The sequence below is a fragment of the Pseudomonas sp. TE4620 genome, from assembly GCF_056279045.1.
Genome location: NZ_JBWBQO010000001.1, coordinates 1,023,508 through 1,042,102 on the forward strand (window position 1 = coordinate 1,023,508; position 18,595 = coordinate 1,042,102).

The 18,595-nt window shown below is 62.1% G+C and carries 17 protein-coding genes; 3 read left to right on the plus strand and 14 right to left on the minus strand.

The features are described 5' to 3' along the window. Positions 1–9 precede the first annotated feature (9 nt). The 5 genes from pyk to gcl all read right to left on the minus strand — a co-directional run bounded on the left by pyk (position 10) and on the right by gcl (position 6,494). Positions 10–1,425, minus strand: coding sequence for a pyruvate kinase (gene pyk / locus ACZ9A3_RS04925; protein WP_123568113.1), 1,416 nt, complete (start codon positions 1,423–1,425; stop codon positions 10–12). Position 1,426: 1 nt separating this feature from the next. Further along, positions 1,427–2,695, minus strand: coding sequence for a glycerate kinase type-2 family protein (locus tag ACZ9A3_RS04930; RefSeq protein ID WP_045200395.1), 1,269 nt, complete (start codon positions 2,693–2,695; stop codon positions 1,427–1,429). Positions 2,696–2,867: 172 nt separating this feature from the next. Then, entirely contained in the window at positions 2,868–3,761 is an 894-nt protein-coding gene (locus ACZ9A3_RS04935) for a 2-hydroxy-3-oxopropionate reductase (protein WP_045200397.1), read from the minus strand. Positions 3,762–3,878: 117 nt separating this feature from the next. After that, entirely contained in the window at positions 3,879–4,661 is a 783-nt protein-coding gene (gene hyi / locus ACZ9A3_RS04940) for a hydroxypyruvate isomerase (protein ID WP_093385501.1), read from the minus strand. A gap of 57 nt (positions 4,662–4,718) precedes the next feature. Beyond that, the gene (gene gcl / locus ACZ9A3_RS04945) at positions 4,719–6,494 is read right to left on the minus strand and encodes a glyoxylate carboligase (RefSeq protein WP_045200404.1); all 1,776 of its coding nucleotides are present in this window, start codon (positions 6,492–6,494) and stop codon (positions 4,719–4,721) included. A gap of 256 nt (positions 6,495–6,750) precedes the next feature. On the opposite strand from gcl, the gene ACZ9A3_RS04950 reads away from it, so the two are divergent. Next, the gene (locus ACZ9A3_RS04950) at positions 6,751–7,191 is read left to right on the plus strand and encodes a GlcG/HbpS family heme-binding protein (RefSeq protein ID WP_045200407.1); all 441 of its coding nucleotides are present in this window, start codon (positions 6,751–6,753) and stop codon (positions 7,189–7,191) included. Positions 7,192–7,302: 111 nt separating this feature from the next. On the opposite strand, the gene ACZ9A3_RS04955 is transcribed toward ACZ9A3_RS04950, so the two are convergent. Continuing rightward, on the minus strand, positions 7,303–7,911 hold the full coding sequence (locus ACZ9A3_RS04955; RefSeq protein ID WP_010225109.1) for a TetR/AcrR family transcriptional regulator: 609 nt from the start codon (positions 7,909–7,911) through the stop codon (positions 7,303–7,305). Between the two features lie 147 nt (positions 7,912–8,058). Between ACZ9A3_RS04955 and ACZ9A3_RS04960 the strand changes: the two genes are divergently transcribed. Then, positions 8,059–8,967 carry a DUF808 domain-containing protein gene (locus tag ACZ9A3_RS04960; protein ID WP_258597094.1) on the plus strand — a complete coding sequence of 303 codons (909 nt, stop codon included), beginning with the start codon at positions 8,059–8,061 and terminating at the stop codon, positions 8,965–8,967. A gap of 15 nt (positions 8,968–8,982) precedes the next feature. On the opposite strand, the gene ACZ9A3_RS04965 is transcribed toward ACZ9A3_RS04960, so the two are convergent. After that, entirely contained in the window at positions 8,983–10,929 is a 1,947-nt protein-coding gene (locus tag ACZ9A3_RS04965) for an LTA synthase family protein (RefSeq protein ID WP_258716621.1), read from the minus strand. 186 nt (positions 10,930–11,115) lie between these two features. Between ACZ9A3_RS04965 and ACZ9A3_RS04970 the strand changes: the two genes are divergently transcribed. Further along, entirely contained in the window at positions 11,116–11,433 is a 318-nt protein-coding gene (locus tag ACZ9A3_RS04970) for a hypothetical protein (protein ID WP_093385491.1), read from the plus strand. A 104-nt stretch (positions 11,434–11,537) separates the two neighbouring features. On the opposite strand, the gene ACZ9A3_RS04975 is transcribed toward ACZ9A3_RS04970, so the two are convergent. The 7 genes from ACZ9A3_RS04975 to puuE all read right to left on the minus strand — a co-directional run bounded on the left by ACZ9A3_RS04975 (position 11,538) and on the right by puuE (position 18,521). Beyond that, on the minus strand, positions 11,538–12,326 hold the full coding sequence (locus tag ACZ9A3_RS04975) for an outer membrane protein OmpK (RefSeq protein WP_045200414.1): 789 nt from the start codon (positions 12,324–12,326) through the stop codon (positions 11,538–11,540). A gap of 361 nt (positions 12,327–12,687) precedes the next feature. Next, positions 12,688–13,473 carry an outer membrane protein OmpK gene (locus ACZ9A3_RS04980; RefSeq protein WP_045200416.1) on the minus strand — a complete coding sequence of 262 codons (786 nt, stop codon included), beginning with the start codon at positions 13,471–13,473 and terminating at the stop codon, positions 12,688–12,690. A gap of 133 nt (positions 13,474–13,606) precedes the next feature. After that, complete coding sequence (locus tag ACZ9A3_RS04985; protein WP_476252193.1) at positions 13,607–14,962, minus strand: nucleobase:cation symporter-2 family protein; 1,356 nt, start codon at positions 14,960–14,962, stop codon at positions 13,607–13,609. A gap of 133 nt (positions 14,963–15,095) precedes the next feature. After that, positions 15,096–16,421, minus strand: a complete 1,326-nt coding sequence (locus ACZ9A3_RS04990) for a urate hydroxylase PuuD (RefSeq protein WP_045200420.1) — start codon at positions 16,419–16,421, stop codon at positions 15,096–15,098. 50 nt (positions 16,422–16,471) lie between these two features. Beyond that, a complete protein-coding gene (locus ACZ9A3_RS04995) occupies positions 16,472–16,975 on the minus strand; it encodes an ureidoglycolate lyase (protein ID WP_045200421.1) in 504 nt (167 codons plus the stop codon). Between the two features lie 104 nt (positions 16,976–17,079). Further along, positions 17,080–17,595 (minus strand): 2-oxo-4-hydroxy-4-carboxy-5-ureidoimidazoline decarboxylase, encoded by a 516-nt coding sequence (gene uraD / locus ACZ9A3_RS05000; protein WP_045200422.1) that lies wholly within the window; start codon positions 17,593–17,595, stop codon positions 17,080–17,082. Then, a complete protein-coding gene (gene puuE, locus ACZ9A3_RS05005; RefSeq protein ID WP_045200424.1) occupies positions 17,595–18,521 on the minus strand; it encodes an allantoinase PuuE in 927 nt (308 codons plus the stop codon). The genes uraD and puuE overlap by 1 nt, the downstream gene beginning before the upstream one ends. Positions 18,522–18,595: the final 74 nt, after the last annotated feature.

An 18,595-nucleotide genomic window follows, 5' to 3' on the forward strand; every position in this document is an offset into this window, starting at 1 on the left:
CGGTCTACCTCAGATCAAGGTCTCGATCCGCAGCGTGTTAGTCGACCCCGGCTTGCCAAAAGGCACACCGGCGGTGATCAACAGCGTGTCGCCGCGGCTGGCCATGCCCTGGGCCTGGGCGATCTCCAGGGCGGTGGAGCAGATCTCGTCGACCTGGCGCAGGCGATCGTTGACCACCGAATGCACACCCCAGGCCACGCTCAGGCGCCGGGCGGTGGACAGGTTGGGCGTCAGGTTGAGGATCGGCGCCCGTGGCCGCTCGCGTGCAGCGCGCAGGGTCGAAGCCCCCGATTCGCTGTAGTTGACCAGCACCGCCACCGGCAGGATGCCGCTGATGCGGCGGATCGCGCAGCTGATGGCATCCGACACGGTGGCCTCGGCTTTCGGCCGGCCGACGTCGAGTTGCGCCTGGTAGTCTGGGCCGTTCTCCACCTGGCGGATGATCTTGCTCATCATCTGTACCGCTTCCAGCGGGTAGTCGCCCGAAGCGGTCTCGGCCGAGAGCATCACCGCATCGGCGCCTTCGGCCACGGCGTTGGCGACGTCGGTGACTTCGGCGCGGGTCGGGGCCGGGGAGAAGCGCATCGATTCGAGCATCTGCGTGGCCACCACCACCGGTTTACCCAGTTCGCGGCAGGTGTTGATGATGCCCTTCTGGATCTGCGGCACGCTTTCGGCCGGCACTTCCACGCCCAGGTCGCCACGGGCAACCATGATCGCGTCGCTGAGCTCGGCAATGGCGCGCAGTTGGGTCACCGCCGAGGGCTTTTCGATCTTGGCCATCAGGTAGGCACGGTCACCGATCAGCTGGCGCGCTTCGACGATGTCTTCCGGGCGCTGCACGAACGACAGTGCCACCCAGTCCACGCCCAGCTCCAGGCCGAAGCTCAGGTCGCGGCGGTCCTTGGCGGTCAGCGGGCTGAGGTCGAGTACCGCTTGCGGCACGTTGACGCCCTTGCGGTCGGACAGCTCGCCGCCGTTGAGCACTTCGGTCTCGATCGCGTCGCTGTGCTTGGCGGTCACCCGCAGGCGCAGCTTGCCGTCGTCGAGCAGCAGGTCCATGCCCGGCTCCAGCGCAGCGATGATTTCCGGGTGCGGCAGGTTGACCCGCTCAAGCGTACCCGGGGTGCTGTCCAGGTCCAGGCGCAGGGCCTGGCCGCGTTGCAGCTGGACCTTGCCCTCGGCAAAACGGCCGACGCGCAGTTTAGGCCCCTGCAGGTCCATGAGGATGCCCAGCGGGTAGTTGAGCTGGCTCTCCACCTCGCGGATCCACTGGTAGCGCAGGGCGTGGTCTTCGTGCTCGCCGTGGCTGAAGTTCAGGCGAAAGATGTTCACCCCGGCCTCGACCAGTTGGCGGATGTCATCGATGCCCTTGATCGCAGGACCGAGGGTGGCGAGGATTTTGACTTTTTTATCAGGCGTCATGTCAGGCACTCTCGAGAATCAGGATGGCGCGAAAATCGTTGACGTTGGTCCGCGTCGGCTCGGTAACGATCAAGTCATCGAGCGCGGCGAAGTAGCCGTAGCCATTGTTGTTGTCCAGCTCGTCACTGGCCGACAGGCCCAGCGCCGCGGCGCGGGCGTAGCTGTCCGGGGTCATCAGTGCGCCGGCGTTGTCTTCGGAGCCGTCGATGCCATCGGTGTCACCGGCCAGGGCATAGACCCCGCGCAGGCCCTTGAGGCTTTCGGTCAGGCTCAGCAAAAACTCGGCGTTGCGCCCGCCACGGCCATTGCCGCGCACGGTCACGGTGGTTTCGCCACCGGAGAGGATCACGCAGGGTGGCGACAGCGGCTGGCCGTGCTGGACGATCTGCCGGGCGATGCCGGCATGGACCTTGGCCACCTCGCGCGACTCGCCTTCGAGGTCGCCAAGGATCAGCGGGCTGAAGCCGGCCTGGCGGGCTTTGACCGCTGCCGCTTCCAGCGACTGCTGGGGCCGGGCGATCAGCTGGAAGTGGCTGCGGGCCAGGGCCGGGTCGTCAGCCTTGACGGTCTCGGAGGCCGGGTTGTTGAGCCAGGCGGTGACCGCAGCAGGCGCTTCGATGTTGTAGCGCTTGAGGATCGCCAGGGCTTCGGCCGAGGTGCTCGGGTCGGCCACGGTGGGGCCGGAGGCAATGACCGTGGCCAGATCCCCGGGTACATCGGAAATCGCATAGGTATAGACGGTGGCCGGCCAGCAAGCCTTGGCCAGGCGCCCGCCCTTGATCGCCGAGAGGTGCTTGCGCACGCAGTTCATCTCGCCGATGGTGGCGCCGGATTTGAGCAGGGCCTTGTTGATCTGTTGCTTGTCGGCCAGGGTCAGGCCTTCGGCAGGCAGCGCCAGCAGCGCCGAACCACCGCCGGAGAGCAGGAAAATCACCCGGTCGTCAGCCGTGAGGTTGCTGACCATTTCCAGTACCCGCTTGGCCACGGCCAGGCCGGCGGCATCCGGGACCGGGTGGGCGGCTTCGACCACTTCGATTTTCGAGCAGCTGGCGCCATGGCCGTAGCGGGTAACCACCAGGCCGGAAACCGGGCCCTTCCAGGCGCGCTCGACGACTTCAGCCATGGCCGCGGCAGCCTTGCCGGCGCCGATGACGATGACGCGACCGCTGCGGTCGCTGGGCAGGTGGGCTTCAAGGACCTGGCGGGGATGCGCGGCATCGATGGCCGTGGCGAACAGCTCGCGCAGAAAGTGTTGCGGATCGACCGACATGGCAGGCTCCAATCTTATTGTTTTTCAGAATCAAAAACGCCCCTGGGCCCGCCTCCGTGCAGGCCGACCCAGGGGCGCTGAAAGCGGCAAGCTTCAAGCTCCAAGCCGCAAGAGAAAGCGGATCGACGCGCGGCCTGCTTTTACTTGCAGCTTGAAGCTTGCAACTGGCCTCTTACTCTTCACCGCGGATCGAGAAGTTGGCCATGTGCTCAAGGCCCTTGATCAGCGCCGAGTGGTCCCAGTTGGCGCCGCCGATGGCCGCGCAGGTGCTGAACACTTGCTGGGCGTTGGCGGTGTTGGGCAGGTTGATGTTCAGTTCCTTGGCACCTTGCAGGGCCAGGTTCAGGTCTTTCTGGTGCAGGCTGATACGGAAGCCCGGGTCGAAGGTGCCCTTGATCATGCGCTCGCCATGCACTTCGAGGATTTTCGACGAAGCGAAGCCGCCCATCAGTGCTTCACGCACCTTGGCAGGGTCGGCGCCGTTCTTGGCGGCGAACAGCAGCGCTTCGGCCACCGCCTGGATGTTCAGGGCGACGATGATCTGGTTGGCGACCTTGGCAGTCTGGCCGTCGCCGCTGCCGCCGACGCGGGTGATGTTCTTGCCCATGACCTGGAACAGCGGCAGGGCGCGTTCGAAGGCGTTCGGGCAGCCGCCGACCATGATGCTCAGGGTCGCGGCCTTGGCACCGACTTCACCGCCGGACACCGGCGCGTCGAGGTAGGTGGCGCCGGTGGCCTTGATCTTCTCGGCGAAGGCTTTGGTGGCGGTTGGCGAGATCGAGCTCATGTCGATCACCACCTTGTTCGGGCCGACGCCCTGGGCCACGCCGTTGTCGCCGAACAGCACCGCTTCAACCTGCGGGGTATCGGGGACCATGACGATGATGAATTCAGCTTCCTGGGCCACTTCTTTCGGGTTGGCCAGGGCTACGGCGCCGGCGGCGACCAGGTCGGCAGGCGCGGCGTCGTGGTGGGTCGAGAGGAACAGGCTGTGACCGGCTTTTTGCAGGTTCTGCGCCATTGGGCGGCCCATGATGCCGGTGCCGATAAATCCGATTTTAGCCATGAGAAATGCCTCTTGTAATTGTTGGATGCAGGGCACTGTAGGAGCGGGCTTGCCCCGCGATTCGATAGTGGCCGTACCGCCGCTATCGCGGGGCAAGCCCGCTCCTACAGGGAATCCTTAAATCGCGTTATGGGTCTTCAGCCAGCCAAGGCCCGCTTCGGTAGTGGTCAGCGGCTTGTATTCACAGCCCACCCAGCCCTGGTAGCCGATGCGGTCCAGGTGTTCGAAGAGGAAGCGATAGTTGATCTCGCCAGTACCCGGCTCGTTGCGGCCGGGGTTGTCGGCCAGCTGGATGTGGTTGATCTTGGCCAGGTTGCTCTGCACGGTACGGGCAAGATCGCCCTCCATGATCTGCATGTGGTAGATGTCGTATTGCAGGTACAGGTTGCTGCTCGCCACCTCGGCCTGGATCTCCAGCGCCTGTTTGGTGGTGTTCAGGTAGAAGCCCGGGATGTCGCGGGTGTTGATCATTTCCATGACCAGCTTGATCCCGGCGGCCTGCAGCTTGTCGGCGGCAAACTTGAGGTTGTCGACGAAGGTCTTGCGCACCGTGGCGCAGTCCGGGCCTTGTGGACGGATGCCGGCCAGGCAGTTGACCTGGGTGTTGCCCAGCACCTGGGCGTAGGCGATGGCCAGATCGACACCGGCGCGGAATTCCTCGACACGGGCCGGGTCGCAGGCGATGCCGCGATCACCCTTGGCCCAGTCGCCGGCCGGCAGGTTGAACAGCACCTGGGTCAGGCCGTGGGCATCGAGCTGCTGCTTGATTTCAGCCGAGCTGAAGTCGTACGGGAACAGGTACTCGACACCGCTGAAGCCGGCGTCGGCAGCAGCCTTGAAACGGGCGAGGAAGTCCTGCTCGGTGAACAGCATGGACAGGTTGGCGGCGAAACGTGGCATGGTTGTCTCCTTGCAAAAAGGGGCCCTGTGCACCCGGCAGCAGGGCCTTCGCAGCGATCAGTCGAGCAGGGAAATCGCGGTTGGCGCGTCGTTGCCGACCAGGGCCAGGTCTTCGAATTCGTTGACCGCGTTGATTTCGGTGCCCATGGAAATGTTGGTCACGCGCTCGAGGATAACCTCGACCACCACCGGTACCCGGAACTCTTCAGCCAGCTTTTGCGCCTTGAGCAGGGCCGGGGCGATCTCGCCAGGCTCGGTCACGCGCAGGGCCTTGCAGCCCAGGCCTTCGACCACGGCGACGTGATCGACGCCATAACCGTTGAGTTCCGGCGCGTTGACGTTCTCGAACGCCAGCTGCACACAGTAATCCATCTCGAAGCCGCGCTGGGCCTGGCGGATCAGGCCCAGGTAGGAGTTGTTCACCAGCACGTGGACGTAGGGCAGGTTGAACTGCGCGCCCACTGCCAGCTCTTCGATCATGAACTGGAAGTCATAGTCGCCCGACAGTGCCACGACCTTGCGAGTCGGGTCGGCCTTGACCACGCCCAGCGCCGCAGGAATGGTCCAGCCCAGCGGACCGGCCTGGCCGCAGTTGATCCAGTGGCGTGGCTTGTAGACGTGGAGGAACTGCGCGCCGGCGATCTGCGACAGACCGATGGTGCTGACGTAGCAGGTGTCCTTGCCGAACACCTGGTTCATTTCCTGGTAAACGCGCTGCGGCTTGACCGGCACGTTGTCGAAGTGGGTCTTGCGCTGCAGGCTCGACTTGCGCTGCTGGCAGTCTTCGAGCCAGGCGCTGCGGTCCTTGAGCTTGCCGGCGGCTTTCCACTCGCGGGCCACTTCCAGGAACACGTCCAGGGCGGCGCCAGCGTCGGAAACGATACCCAGGTCCGGGGTGAACACGCGGCCAATCTGGGTCGGCTCGATGTCGACGTGAATGAAGCGGCGGCCTTCGGTGTAGACGTCAACGGAACCGGTGTGACGGTTGGCCCAACGGTTGCCGATACCCAGCACCACGTCGGACTTGAGCATAGTGGCGTTGCCGTAGCGGTGCGAGGTCTGCAGGCCGACCATGCCGACCATCAGCGGGTGATCGTCAGGGATGATGCCCCAGCCCATCAGGGTCGGGATCACCGGGATACCGGTCAGCTCAGCGAATTCCACCAGCTTGTCGCAGGCATCGGCGTTGATGATGCCGCCACCGGCAACCAGCAATGGACGCTCGGCAGTGTCGAGCATGGCCAGGGCTTTCTCGACCTGAACACGGTTGGCCGCAGGCTTTTGCACCGGCAGCGGCTGGTAGGCATCGATGTCGAATTCGATCTCGGCCATCTGCACGTCGAACGGCAGGTCGATCAGCACCGGGCCTGGGCGGCCGGAGCGCATTTCATAGAAGGCTTTCTGGAACGCATACGGCACCTGGCCGGGTTCCAGAACGGTGGTCGCCCACTTGGTCACCGGCTTGACGATGCTGGTGATGTCGACGGCCTGGAAATCTTCCTTGTGCATGCGGGCACGCGGCGCTTGGCCGGTGATGCACAGGATCGGGATGGAGTCGGCCGAGGCACTGTACAGGCCGGTGACCATGTCGGTGCCGGCAGGGCCGGAGGTGCCGATGCACACGCCGATGTTGCCGGCCTTGGTGCGGGTGTAACCCTCGGCCATGTGCGAGGCGCCTTCAACGTGACGAGCGAGGACGTGATCGATACCGCCGACTTTCTTCAGGGCCGAGTACAGGGGGTTGATGGCTGCACCCGGAATGCCAAACGCGGTTTCCACACCTTCGCGGCGCATCACCAGAACGGCTGCATCAATTGCTCTCATTTTGCTCATGGTTTTGTGCCTCTTTGATTTTGTAATTGTATACAAATGGCTTTTCACCAGAGTGTATTCACGCCAGGCGACTCTGGTCAATCCATTTTCATCGGCGATCGGCGCTTTCGTCGGGAAGCCTTTAAAAATGGCGTTTCGTCAGAATTGGTTCATCGCGTCGAAATTATTGTATACAAAAACATTCGCCATTGTGTTCTATTTGTTCTATTGATTTTTACACCTGCCCTCGGGCTTCTAACAACAAGAGGACCTTTCCATGAACGCTTTGACCCTGAAAGTCGCTGTCAGCCTGGTGAACGCTGCGCTGGTGGCCGGGCGCAAGATCTCCTCCGCGCCGCTGACCGTGGCGGTGCTGGACAGCGGCGGTCACCTGCTGGCCCTGCAGCGTGAAGACGGCGCCAGCCTGCTGCGCCCGCAAGTGGCGATGGGCAAGGCCTGGGGCGCAATTGCCCTGGGCAAGGGCTCGCGCCTGCTGGCGCTGGACGCGCAACAGCGCCCGGCGTTCTTCGCCGCGCTCAATGGCCTGGGTCAAAGCCCGGTGGTGCCGGCGCCGGGTGGGGTGCTAATTCGTAATCAGCAGGGCGTGGTGCTGGGGGCGATCGGTATCAGTGGCGATACGTCGGATATCGACGAGCAGTGCGCGATCAGTGCGATCGAAGAGGCGGGGTTGACGGCGGATGCCGGTGTAGCGGCTTAAAATGTATCGCGGGTCAAGTCGAGTCGTCGCACCGCCGCTCCCACAATCACCTGACTCTGTGGGAGCGGCGGTGCGACGACTCGACTTGACCCGCGATGGATGCACTACCGATCAAGCGTCCGGCTCACAGCCCTTGAGCACCAAACGAATGATGGTCTGCGCCGCCGCTTCATAATCGCTGTCATCGAGCTTGGCCTTGCCGGTGACCACCGAGATCTGCCAGTCGAAGTCGGCGTAGGTCTGGGTCGCGGCCCAGATGCTGAACATCAGGTGGTGCGGGTCGAGCGGGGCGATCTGGCCGCGGTCGATCCACGCCTGGATGCACTCGATGTTGTGCCGGGCCTGGTCGTTGAGCTGCTCGACCTGGCTCGGGCTCAGGTGCGGCGCGCCGTGCATGATCTCGCTGGCGAACACCTTGGAGGCGAACGGCAGATCGCGGGAGATGCGCACCTTGGAGCGGATGTAGGCGCTCAGCACTTCTTTGGGATCGCCGTCGGCATTGAACGGTGTCGACGCCTGCATGATCGGTTCGATGATGCTTTCCAGGACCTCGCGGTAGAGGTTTTCCTTGGACTTGAAGTAGTAATAGACGTTGGGCTTGGGCAGGCCGGCCTTGGCCGCGATGTCGCTGGTCTTGGTGGCAGCGAAGCCCTTGTCGGCAAACTCTTCACTGGCCGCGCGCAGGATCAGTTCTTTGTTGCGCTCGCGAATGCTGCTCATGGTTGACGCTGTTCCTCGTGTCTGGCCGCTGGCGGCACCCGGGCCTGGGAGGGCGGTTGCGCATGGTAGCACCGGGTTCGCAAGCGGCTCAAGGTGGCGACTTTGAGCTAGACTGTGGCCCTCTCAACCCGCTGGAATCAGGCAAACATGGCAGGAAGCAGTCTTCTGGTATTGATCGACGATATCGCCACGGTACTCGACGATGTCTCGGTAATGACCAAGGTCGCGGCAAAAAAGACCGCAGGGGTGCTGGGCGACGACCTGGCGCTCAATGCCCAGCAGGTTACAGGCGTGCGCGCCGAGCGGGAAATCCCGGTGGTCTGGGCGGTGGCCAAGGGCTCGTTCCTCAACAAACTGATCCTGGTGCCGGCGGCGCTGTTGATCAGCGCCTTCATCCCCTGGGCGGTGACGCCGCTGCTGATGGTCGGCGGTGCGTTCCTGTGCTTTGAAGGCTTCGAAAAGCTCGCGCACAAGTTCCTCCACAGCAAGGAGCAAGACCAGGCCGAGCATGCGGCGCTGACCGAGGCGGTGGCGGACCCAGCAGTCGACCTGGTGGCCTTCGAGCAAGGCAAGATCAAGGGCGCGGTGCGCACAGACTTCATCCTTTCGGCCGAGATCATCGCCATCACCCTGGGCGCGGTCGCCCATGCGCCGCTGACCCAGCAGATCATCGTGCTCTCGGGCATCGCCATTGTCATGACCATCGGTGTTTATGGCCTGGTGGCCGGCATCGTCAAGCTCGATGACCTGGGCCTGTGGCTGACCCAGAAGGCTTCCAGCGCCGCCAAGGCGATCGGCAACGGCATCCTGCGCGCGGCGCCGTACATGATGAAAAGCCTGTCGGTGATCGGCACGGCGGCGATGTTTCTGGTCGGTGGCGGGATTCTGGTGCACGGCGTGGCGCCGCTGCACCATGCCATTGAAGCCTTCAGCGCAGGCCGCGGCGGCGCCTTGACCGGCGCCTTGCTCAACGCCGGCGTCGGTATCCTTGCCGGCGCCGCGGTACTGGCGGTGGTGGCGGTCATCGGCAAGCTCTGGCGTGCTGCCAGAGCCTGATGCCGCAAGGTTCGATCAGTTCTTCAGTGCTGTGCGCTCGTTGGCTGCGGGCAGCCAGTCGAGCAGGTGGTGGGTGAAACCGTAGCTGGCGACCTGGTAGTAGGCGATTGCGCGCTGGATCAACGGGTCACTGGTGCTGCTGTTCACTTCCTGGCTTTCACCCAGCGCCTGGTTGTGGCGGCGCAAGCCGTCACGCGGGCTGAGGATGGCCAGGTCCTGGCCGTTGAACAGGCCCAGGTGCTGGTAGTTTCCGATCAGTACCCGCGGTGGCAGGCGGTCATCGAGCATCAGGTCGCGACCGAAGAAGGTCGAGGTGTAGCTCATGTTCAACAGGCCCAGCAGGGTCGGTGCGAGGTCGATCTGGCTGGCCAGTTTTGACTCCTCGCGCGCTTCGATCAGCTTCGGGGCGTAGATGAACAGCGGGATCTGATAGTTGCTGACCGGCAGGTCCTCCTTGCCGGCACTCCCGGCCGTGTGATCGGCGACAAAGATGAACAGGGTGTTGTCGAACCAGGGTTTGCTGCGGGCCTGTTGCAAAAAGCGCCCGATGGCATGGTCGGTGTACTTCACCGCGCCGTCGCGGCCATTGCCTGATGGAATATCGATACGGCCATCGGGGTAGGTGTAGGGACGATGGTTGGAGGTGGTCATCAGTTGCAGGAAGAACGGCACCTGGTTGTCGTGGTCGGCGTCCGCCAGTTTTAGCGCTTGGGTGTACAGGTCTTCATCGGACATGCCCCAGGCATTCTTGAAGCTGATGTCGGCTTCGGCAACGCTGCTCTGGTCGACGACCCGGTAGCCGTTGCCGCTGAAAAACGCGTTCATGTTGTCGAAATAGCCGCGCCCGCCGTAGACGAACACGCTGTCATAGCCGACTTCGGCCAGTTGCTGGCCAAGGCTGGCGAAGCCGCTTTCACGGCCGATGCGCTTGACGATCGAACGCCCGGGCGTTGGCGGCATCGACAGGGTGATCGCCTCCAGACCGCGGTCGGTGCGCGTGCCGGTGGCATAGAAGTTGTTGAAGTACAGGCTCTGCTTGCGCAGTGCGTCGAGGTTGGGGGTAAGGTTGCGAGTATCGCCGTTGCTGCCCAGGTACTTGGCGCTCAGGCTCTCGATGGTAACCAGGACGATATTCGGCGTGCGCGGGCTGCCCGAGGCAGTAATTTCCCGGCGAATGCCCATGGGTTCCTGATCGACGAAGCGTGCATTGGGTTCTTGCAGTTCGGCGCGAATCAACTGGGTGGATTCGCTTTCGCTGAGGCTGCCGTAGAACTGTGAATAGTCCAGTTCGTTGTTGCGAAACGCGGCAAAGAACTGGTACGGCCCGTTGCTTGCCAGTTCGCGGGCGTAGGCATTGCCACCCTGGCCGCGGGGCATGTCCTGGTTGATCAACAGCGCGCAACTGCCAGCCAGCAGTGCCAGGCCAGCAAGGCTGGCAAGGCGTTTACGCCAACTGGGCAAAGGTGCATCCAGGGCCTGGCGCAACGGTTTGGCAATTGCCAGGGTCACTACCAGCGCGACCAGTGCCAGTACGCTGAGAATCAGGCCGATGGGGTAGGACTCGAGGATGTTGTTCAGTACCTCATCGGAGTACACCAGGTAGTCCACGGCGATAAAGTTGAAGCGCACGCCGAACTCGTCCCAGAACAGCCATTCGGCAACGGCGACGAACAACATGATGAATACGCTGGCGAACATCACCACTCGCAGCAACCCGCGATGCGCCCGCAACCGCCATAGCGGCGCCGGGCACAGCAGCAGGTAGACGGCCAGGGGCAGGGCGGCATAAATCAGAAAGCCCAGGTCATAGACCAGGCCGGTGGTAAAGATCGAGAAAAAATGCCCCCCGGCTTCACTCAGGTGAGTGAAGTACAGGGCGCTTCTTGTCAGTAAGAAAATAACCAACCACAACGACGTTAATAGCAGTAGATAGCGCACCGGCGCTGAGCGTGTAGCGTGCATGGCGTTTGCCTTGTTATTGCAGGGGAGGTGGGGCGGCAAACTAACGCTTGAAATGAGAAAAAATTGTCAAATAAATGCAGTGAAGAAGTTTGTCTGTAGTTTATAGTGATAGTTCTTTCATGCCGCAAGGATGCGCACGAGGCGCTAATGATAATCGCCCCTGATAACTAAATAAGGAGCCCATGAATGCCCTTCAGAACATTGACCTACGATGTCTTTCACCTGGGCTTGTACATGGCCACTGCATTGGCCTGGACCAGCCTTTGCGTCATGGTTTTGCTTTGCGCGCGCAGGCGTCGCTTTGCTGCTGTGCCGGGCAGTTGCCTGGGCGTGGCTGGGCTGGGCGTGCTGGTCTGCCTGGGAATCCTGTTGGCAGATGTACTGCGCCTGATCGATCACCGGGCGGTGTTATTCAGTCTGTTGGTTTTTGGGGTTATTGCACCGGGGCTTGCGGCTGCTGGTTTGTATCTGCGTCTGAATCTGCGGCGCGCGAGTATCGGTTGAATTCGTTTGTAGGAAAATGCCTTAGTTGATGTAAGAGATTTCCGAAGTTTGACTTGCTTATAAAAGTTGCGCCCATGCAGGGCGCAACTTTGTATTCGTGCAGATCAGAAGTGCGCTTTGACCAGGAAGCTGGCCGTGTTCTGATCGGTATCAAAGGCATCGCTGTCCTTGATGCCGTATTTGTTCTTCCAGTAGTCGTATTCGAAACCGACATACAACTGCTTCTCGCCCCAGTTCAGCGCCTTGCCCAGGTCGTATTTGACCTGCGGGTTGAAGTGCAGGTTGGCGTGGTAGGTACCACGGCGGCTGGTGGCATCGTTGTCGACGACCCAGTCCATGAAACCATCGATGAGGATGTCGGACTTGCCCACGGGAATGGTGTAGGACCATACCGGGGTGATCTGCCAGACGTTGTCACCGGCGCGGCTGCCTTCGGTGTGGCGCTGGTAGAAGTTCAGCTGGAAGTAATCAAAGCCCGGGATGTCCAGGTCGAAGCCCGGGCCGATCAGGTAGGACTCGGTGTCACCTTCGCCAAACTCGTAGGTCATGGCCAGCAGCACGTCCTTGACCGGGCCGAAGGCCAGCTTCTGGTCGAAGATCTTGCCGAAGGACAGGCGCGGGCTGATCTCGCCGTAGTAGGTGTTGGGGCCGTTGTTGAAGTCCTTGTCGCCGTTGTAGAAGATCTTGTCGACGAAGATGAAGTTGTCGCCGTACTTCCAGGCATCGGCGTGCTCGAAGGTCACGGTCTGCTGGATCGACGGGTTGACGGCGAAGTTCTTGCCCCACAGGTAGGTCAGGCTGTTGTTCTGCCATTGCAGCAGGTCACCGGCGCTGGCGCCGGTGCTGGCCGCCAGCAGGCCGCTGGCGAGGATCAGGCTGTTGGTAATACGCATCGCGTAGTTGCTCCCTTGATTGATTCTGTGTCGGTGCTCTGGTGTGGCACCTTTTGGGTAATTACTTGTCTTCTGAGTCAGTTTTTTTCGATTGGCCACAGCTGTTTGGCAAGAGCTGGGCCAACTTTTTGGGGCTGGCTCAACAATCCTGCTCGACGTCAGACTGAACAGATGAAAAGGGTATTGCTGGATGGCGTGACGCTTGCCAACCGCCCGAATTCATTGACTGAGCGGTCAGCAAACGCAGACAGGATCCGTCCTGCCCTGAGCGAGGGGGCGCGCAGATTACTGGCTTGCGCGCCGGTCCTCAAGTGCTCCGTCCTGGAGCAGGTGTGGCAAAAACTGTGCGTTTGGTCAGCTTTTAGAAGTGAACCTTAACCAGGGCGCTGGTAACGCTCTGGTTGGTGTCGAGCTTCCCACTGTTCTCGATACCGTATTTGTCTTTCCAGTAGCTGTATTCGATACCTACGTACAACTGCTTGGCGCCCAGGTTCAGGGCCTTGCCCAGGTCGTATTTGACCTGCGGGTTGAACTGCAGGTTGGCGTGGTAGGTGCCGCGCCGGGTTTGATCGTTGTCCACCACCCAGTCCATGTAGCCATCGATCAGCACGTCGGACTTGCCCACGGGGATGGTGTAGGAAAAGGTTGGGGTAATCTGCCAGACACGATCACCTGGGCGGCTGCCTTCGGTGTTGCGCTGCATGATGTTGAGGGTGAAGTAGTTGAAGCCGGGAATCGCCAGGTCAAAGCCGGGGCCGATCAGGTAGGCCTCGTTGTCGCCTTCGCCCGACTCGTAGGTCATGGCGATCAGTACGTCCTTGATCGGACCGAACTCGAATTTGCGATCGAAGATCTTGCCTAGCGACAGCCGCGGGCTGAACTCACCGTAGTAGGTGTTGCTGCCTTTGTTGCGGTCGGTACCGCCGTTGTAGAAGATCTTGTCGATGAACAGGAAAGTGTCGCCGTACTTCCACTTGTTGGCGTGTTCGAAGGTCAGCGTCTGCTGGATCGCCGGGTTGACCTGGAAGTCCTTGCCGTAGAGGTAGGTGAGGCTGTTGGTGTGCCAGAGCAGCAAGTCCCCTGCGGCGGCTGGCAAGGTGGCCAGCAGACTGCTACCCAGCAGGAGGGAAGTGGTGATGCCTTTCATGTTGTGATTCCCGGCTTTGTTATTGTTGGTTTTCGGTTTTTTGGCGCGAAGCGCCCCGGCCGACCCGCTCCCACGGGTCGACGGCCTTGCATGTTGCTCGGGTGACGCCGGGCGGCAAGCGCCGCCCAAAGGCTCAGTGCTGGTGGGCGGTATCGTTGTGGGCAGCGCGCTCGGCGCCACCGAGGATGTTGAACAGCAGGTTGAGGATCAACGCGCTGACGGTGGCCATGGCAATGCCGCTATGGGTGATCGGTTCCATCCACTGCGGCATCTGTGCAAAGAATTCGGGGCGCACCACCGGGATCAGGCCCATGCCGACGCTGACGGCCACCAGCAACTGGTTACGACGGTCGGCGATGTCGGCTTCCTGGAGGATCTTGATGCCGGTAGCGGCGACCATGCCGAACATGGCAATCGAGGCGCCGCCAAGTACTGCTGGCGGAATCGAGGCAATCAGGAACGCCGCTTTTGGCAGCAGGCTGAGCAGGATCAGAAAACCTCCGGCAACTACCGTAACGTAGCGGCAACGCACGCCGGTCATCTGCACCAGGCCGATGTTCTGGGCGAACGAGGAGTGGGTGAAGGTGTTGAAAAAGCCGGCCACGAACGATGCGCCGGCATCGCACATCAGGCCGCGGCGCAGCATGCCCGGGGTGACTTCACGGTCGGTGACCTTGCCCAGGGCGAGGAACATGCCGGTGGACTCGACAAAGATGATCACCACCACCAGGCACATCGACAGGATCGGCGCCAGGCTGAAGGTCGGCATGCCGAAGTGCAGCGGGGTGACGACCTGGACCCAGGGCGCTTCGCTCAGGCCGGTGAGGTCGACCATGCCGATGGAGCCGGCAATGATGTAGCCCAGGCCCATGCCGATCAGCACCGAGACATTGACCCAGAAGCCACGCATGAAGCGGTTGATCAGCAGGATGGTGGCCAGCACCAGGCCGGCGACGATCAGGTACACGGGGGAGCCGAAGGGTGCGGCATCGGCGCCGCCGCCGGCCCAGTTGACGGCAACCGGGAACAGCGACAGGCCGATCGAGGTGATGACCGTGCCGGTCACCAGGGGCGGGAAGAAGCGCACCACCTTGGACATGAACGGCGCGATGACCATGCCGAAGAAGCCGGCGGCGATGGTCGCGCCGAAAATCCCCTGCAGGCCGACGCCGGGCATGCCGGCCATGGCCACCATGCTGCCGACCGCGGCAAAGCTTGCGCCCATCATCACCGGCATGCGGATGCCGACAGCACCAATGCCGAACGACTGGACGATGGTGGCGACACCAGCGACCAGCAGGTCGGCATTGATCAGGAAAGCGACTTCTTCACGAGAAAGTCCGGCGGCTTGACCGATGATCAGCGGCACGGCAATCGCGCCTCCGTACATCAGCAACACATGCTGCAGACCCACCAGGAACAGTTGGAACAGGGGCAGTGGCTGTCGTGGGGGCGCAACAGGGATGTACGCCTTGCGTGACTCGGACATGCAACACCTCGGTTTTGTTTTTATTCTTGGAGCTGCAAGCTTCAAGCGCCAAGCTTCAAGAAGAAGCAGGAGGTCGCGCTTGGCTTGCAGCTTTTTTTTGCTTGCCGCTTACAGCTGGCAGCTTGCGGCTGCCTTAGTTGGTCGGTGCTCCCTTGGCGACCCAGGCGCCAATCAGTTCACGTTCCTGCTGGGTCATCTGCGTGATGTTGCCCAGGGGCATGATCTGCGTGGCTACCGCTTGCGCCTGGATGCGCGCGGCCTGTTGCTGGATCTGCTGCGGGGTATCGAGCATCACCCCGGCAGGGGCGGCGCTGAACAGCGGGCTGGTCGGCTTGGCCGAATGGCACACCGCGCAGCGTTCCTGGATGACGCTGTGGATCTTGTCGAAACCGGCATCGTCGAGCTTGGCGGTGGCCTCGGCCGGGGCAGCAGCAGGGGCGGCTGGCTGGGCAGGGGCGGCAGCTTGTTCGGCGGCTTTCTCGGCAGCGGTCTTGCCACCCAGGGCGGTTTCCGGCAGCGGCTGGTACTCAACCTTGGCGGCGGCCTGCTGTGGCGCAGTCGGCATCGGCGCAGGGCCGGTAACGTAAGCCAGGCAGATCATCGCCAGGGCGCCGACCGGCAGGGTCCAGGCGTACTTGTTGCTGTCATGACGGGTGTTGAAGTAGTGACGCACCAACACCGCAGCCACCGCGATACCGCCCAGGATCAACCAGTTGTACTGGCTGCCATAGGTGCTCGGGAAGTGGTTGCTGATCATGATGAACAGCACCGGCAGGGTGAAGTAGTTGTTGTGTCGCGAACGCAGCAGGCCCTTGGCTGGCAGCAGCGGGTCGGGGGTCTGGTTGGCTTCGATGGCGGCCACCAGCTGACGCTGGGCCGGCATGATGATGCGGAACACGTTGCCGACCATGATGGTGCCGATGATCGCGCCGGTGTGCAGGTACGCGCCGCGGCCGCTGAACACCTGGCTGAAGCCGTAGCAGGCGGCAATGACCAGCACGAACAGGACCAGGCCGAGCAGGCCAGGGCGCTTGCCCAGTGGCGAGTCACAGAGGAAGTCGTAGATGAACCAGCCGGCGATCAGCGAACCGACACCGATGGCAATCCCTTCACCACCGCTCAGGGTGCTGCCAGGGGCCAGCAGGTAGAGGGTCGGGTTCCAGTAGAACACCAGGCACAGCAGGGCGATACCCGACATCCAGGTGAAGTAGGCTTCCCATTTGAACCAGTGCAGGTTCTCCGGCATTTTTGGCGGAGCCAGCTTGTACTTCTCCAGGTGGTAGATCCCGCCACCGTGAATCGCCCAGAGATCGCCGGACAGACCGTCGCGCGGGTTGGCCCGGTTGAGGTTGTTTTCCAGCCAGACAAAGTAGAACGACGCGCCAATCCATGCCACGCCAGTGATCATGTGAACCCAACGCACGCTCAGGTTCAGCCATTCCAACAGATGTGCTTCCACAGTCTTTACCTCTACCCTGGCACCCTGTAGCCGGGCGCTCAGGTCTTCTCTTATTGGTGGGGGGCGAGGATCAATTGCTCATCCTCATTGAAAAAATGCTCATCGCAGTTGTTGCCAGTGCCACTGCGATCAACCACCAGGAAGTCATCCCGCTTTTCGATCGTCAGCACCGGGTGGTGCCAGACGCCGCGATGGTAATTGATGCCCTGCCTTCCATTACTGATGAAGGCACGGACCAGGCCTGATACAGGTGCATCGCCAACGGGCGCGACCACGATCAGAAAGGGGTTGCCGAGCAGCGGAATGAAAGCCTGGCTGCCCTGCGGATGGCGCTCCAGCATGCGTACGGTCAGGGGCATGTCCTGCGCATCGGCGCGGAAGATGCTGATGATCGCCTTGTCGTCGGGTTGTGCGGTTTCGACCGTGGCCAGACGATGGAAGCGCATGGTCGAGCCGTTGTTGATCATGAAGTGGTCGCTGCCGTCGGTTTCGATCACGTCACCGAAAGGGGCGAAGGCTTCTTTGCTCAGGGGCTCAATCACTAAAGTGCGCATGCGGATTCTCTTTATTCTGTGTTGTGGAGGGTGCCGTTGTGGCGCCGGTCAGGCCCTGGGTACGCTCGCGTCGCGCACTCGGGCCAGCCCGGCGGTCGACGCCCTTAAAGCTGCAGCAGGCGGAACAGGGCAATCAGGTTGATCTGCGCCAGCGCTTCCTTGAACTCGGCCTCGACCGAGTTGTGGATGCGCTTTTCAAAGGCGGCGAGGATCTGGTGCCGGTTGCTGCCTTTGACCGCCATGATGAACGGGAACTTGAACTTCTCTTTGTAGGCATCGTTGAGTTCGGTGAAACGCTCGAACTCTTCGGCGGTGCACTGGTGAATACCGGCGCCGGCCTGTTCATTGGTGCTCGATTCGGTCAGCTCACCCTGGATCGCGGCCTTGCCGGCGAGGTCCGGGTGAGCATTGATCAGCGCCAGCTGGGCGGCGTGGTCGGCGCTCAGGAGGATGTCGCTCATGCGCTGGTGCAGGGCTTCGATCTGGTCGGCTTCGTGCAACTGGCCGAGGTCGTAGGCCTTTTCGGCAACCCATGGCGAGTGTTCGTAGATGTCGGCGAAGGCTTCGACAAACGCTGTGCGGTCCAGGGTCGAAGGCTTCAGGGTCTTGAATGCGGTCATTAGGCGTTCTCGGCTTGGAAAGGGTGGGTGGCATGCCAGTGACGGGCGATGTCCACGCGCCGGGCGAACCAGACCTGGTCATGGCTCTTGGCGTACTCGACGAAGCGCTTGAGCGCAGCCAGGCGCGCCGGGCGACCGATCAGGCGGCAGTGCAGGCCGATCGAGAGCATTTTCGGCGCCTCGGCGCCTTCTTCGTAGAGCACATCGAAGGCGTCCTTGAGGTACTGGAAGAACTGCTCGCCGCAATTGAAACCCTGTACCTGGGTGAAGCGCATGTCATTGGTGTCCAGGGTGTAGGGGATCACCAGGTGCGGCTTGTCGGTGGGGTTGTTGCGTTCCCAGTAGGGCAGGTCGTCGTCGTAGGTGTCGCTGTCGTAGAGGAAGCCGCCTTCCTCCATCACCAGGCGCCGGGTGTTCGGCCCGGTACGGCCGGTGTACCAGCCCAGCGGCCGTTCACCGGTGAGTTCGGTGAGGATGCGGATGGCTTCGAGCATGTGCTCGCGTTCCTGGGCCTCGTCCATGTTCTGGTAGTCGATCCAGCGGTAGCCGTGGCTGCAGATCTCGTGGCCGGCTTCGACCATGGCGCGGATCACGTCCGGATGGCGCTGGGCGGCCATGGCCACGGCGAAGATGGTCAGCGGTACGCCGGTGTCCTTGAACAGCTTGAGCAGGCGCCAGACGCCGGCACGGCTGCCGTACTCGTACAGCGATTCCATGCTCATGTTGCGCGCGCCCTGCAGCGGCTGGGCGGCGACCATTTCCGAGAGGAAGGCTTCGGACTCTTTGTCACCGTGAAGGATGTTGCGTTCGCCACCTTCTTCGTAGTTGAGCACGAAAGACAAAGCAATGCGGGCATTCCCCGGCCAGCGCGGATGAGGTGGGGTGTTGCCGTAACCGATCAGGTCGCGAGGGTAATCAGCGCTCACTGCAGTCTTCCTTCTTGTACGTGAATACGGAGGGCGTGGGCACCCGGGTAGGGTATCGGCCACGACGATGGAAT

Bases quoted from the DNA above. Each gene is read 5' to 3' on its own strand.
- pyk (WP_123568113.1), bottom strand. From the start codon at position 1,425: ATGACGCCTGATAAAAAAGTCAAAATCCTCGCCACCCTCGGTCCTGCG.
- ACZ9A3_RS04930 (WP_045200395.1), bottom strand. From the start codon at position 2,695: ATGTCGGTCGATCCGCAACACTTTCTGCGCGAGCTGTTCGCCACGGCC.
- ACZ9A3_RS04935 (WP_045200397.1), bottom strand. From the start codon at position 3,761: ATGGCTAAAATCGGATTTATCGGCACCGGCATCATGGGCCGCCCAATG.
- hyi (WP_093385501.1), bottom strand. From the start codon at position 4,661: ATGCCACGTTTCGCCGCCAACCTGTCCATGCTGTTCACCGAGCAGGAC.
- gcl (WP_045200404.1), bottom strand. From the start codon at position 6,494: ATGAGCAAAATGAGAGCAATTGATGCAGCCGTTCTGGTGATGCGCCGC.
- ACZ9A3_RS04950 (WP_045200407.1), top strand. From the start codon at position 6,751: ATGAACGCTTTGACCCTGAAAGTCGCTGTCAGCCTGGTGAACGCTGCG.
- ACZ9A3_RS04955 (WP_010225109.1), bottom strand. From the start codon at position 7,911: ATGAGCAGCATTCGCGAGCGCAACAAAGAACTGATCCTGCGCGCGGCC.
- ACZ9A3_RS04960 (WP_258597094.1), top strand. From the start codon at position 8,059: ATGGCAGGAAGCAGTCTTCTGGTATTGATCGACGATATCGCCACGGTA.
- ACZ9A3_RS04965 (WP_258716621.1), bottom strand. From the start codon at position 10,929: ATGCACGCTACACGCTCAGCGCCGGTGCGCTATCTACTGCTATTAACG.
- ACZ9A3_RS04970 (WP_093385491.1), top strand. From the start codon at position 11,116: ATGCCCTTCAGAACATTGACCTACGATGTCTTTCACCTGGGCTTGTAC.
- ACZ9A3_RS04975 (WP_045200414.1), bottom strand. From the start codon at position 12,326: ATGCGTATTACCAACAGCCTGATCCTCGCCAGCGGCCTGCTGGCGGCC.
- ACZ9A3_RS04980 (WP_045200416.1), bottom strand. From the start codon at position 13,473: ATGAAAGGCATCACCACTTCCCTCCTGCTGGGTAGCAGTCTGCTGGCC.
- ACZ9A3_RS04985 (WP_476252193.1), bottom strand. From the start codon at position 14,962: ATGTCCGAGTCACGCAAGGCGTACATCCCTGTTGCGCCCCCACGACAG.
- ACZ9A3_RS04995 (WP_045200421.1), bottom strand. From the start codon at position 16,975: ATGCGCACTTTAGTGATTGAGCCCCTGAGCAAAGAAGCCTTCGCCCCT.
- uraD (WP_045200422.1), bottom strand. From the start codon at position 17,595: ATGACCGCATTCAAGACCCTGAAGCCTTCGACCCTGGACCGCACAGCG.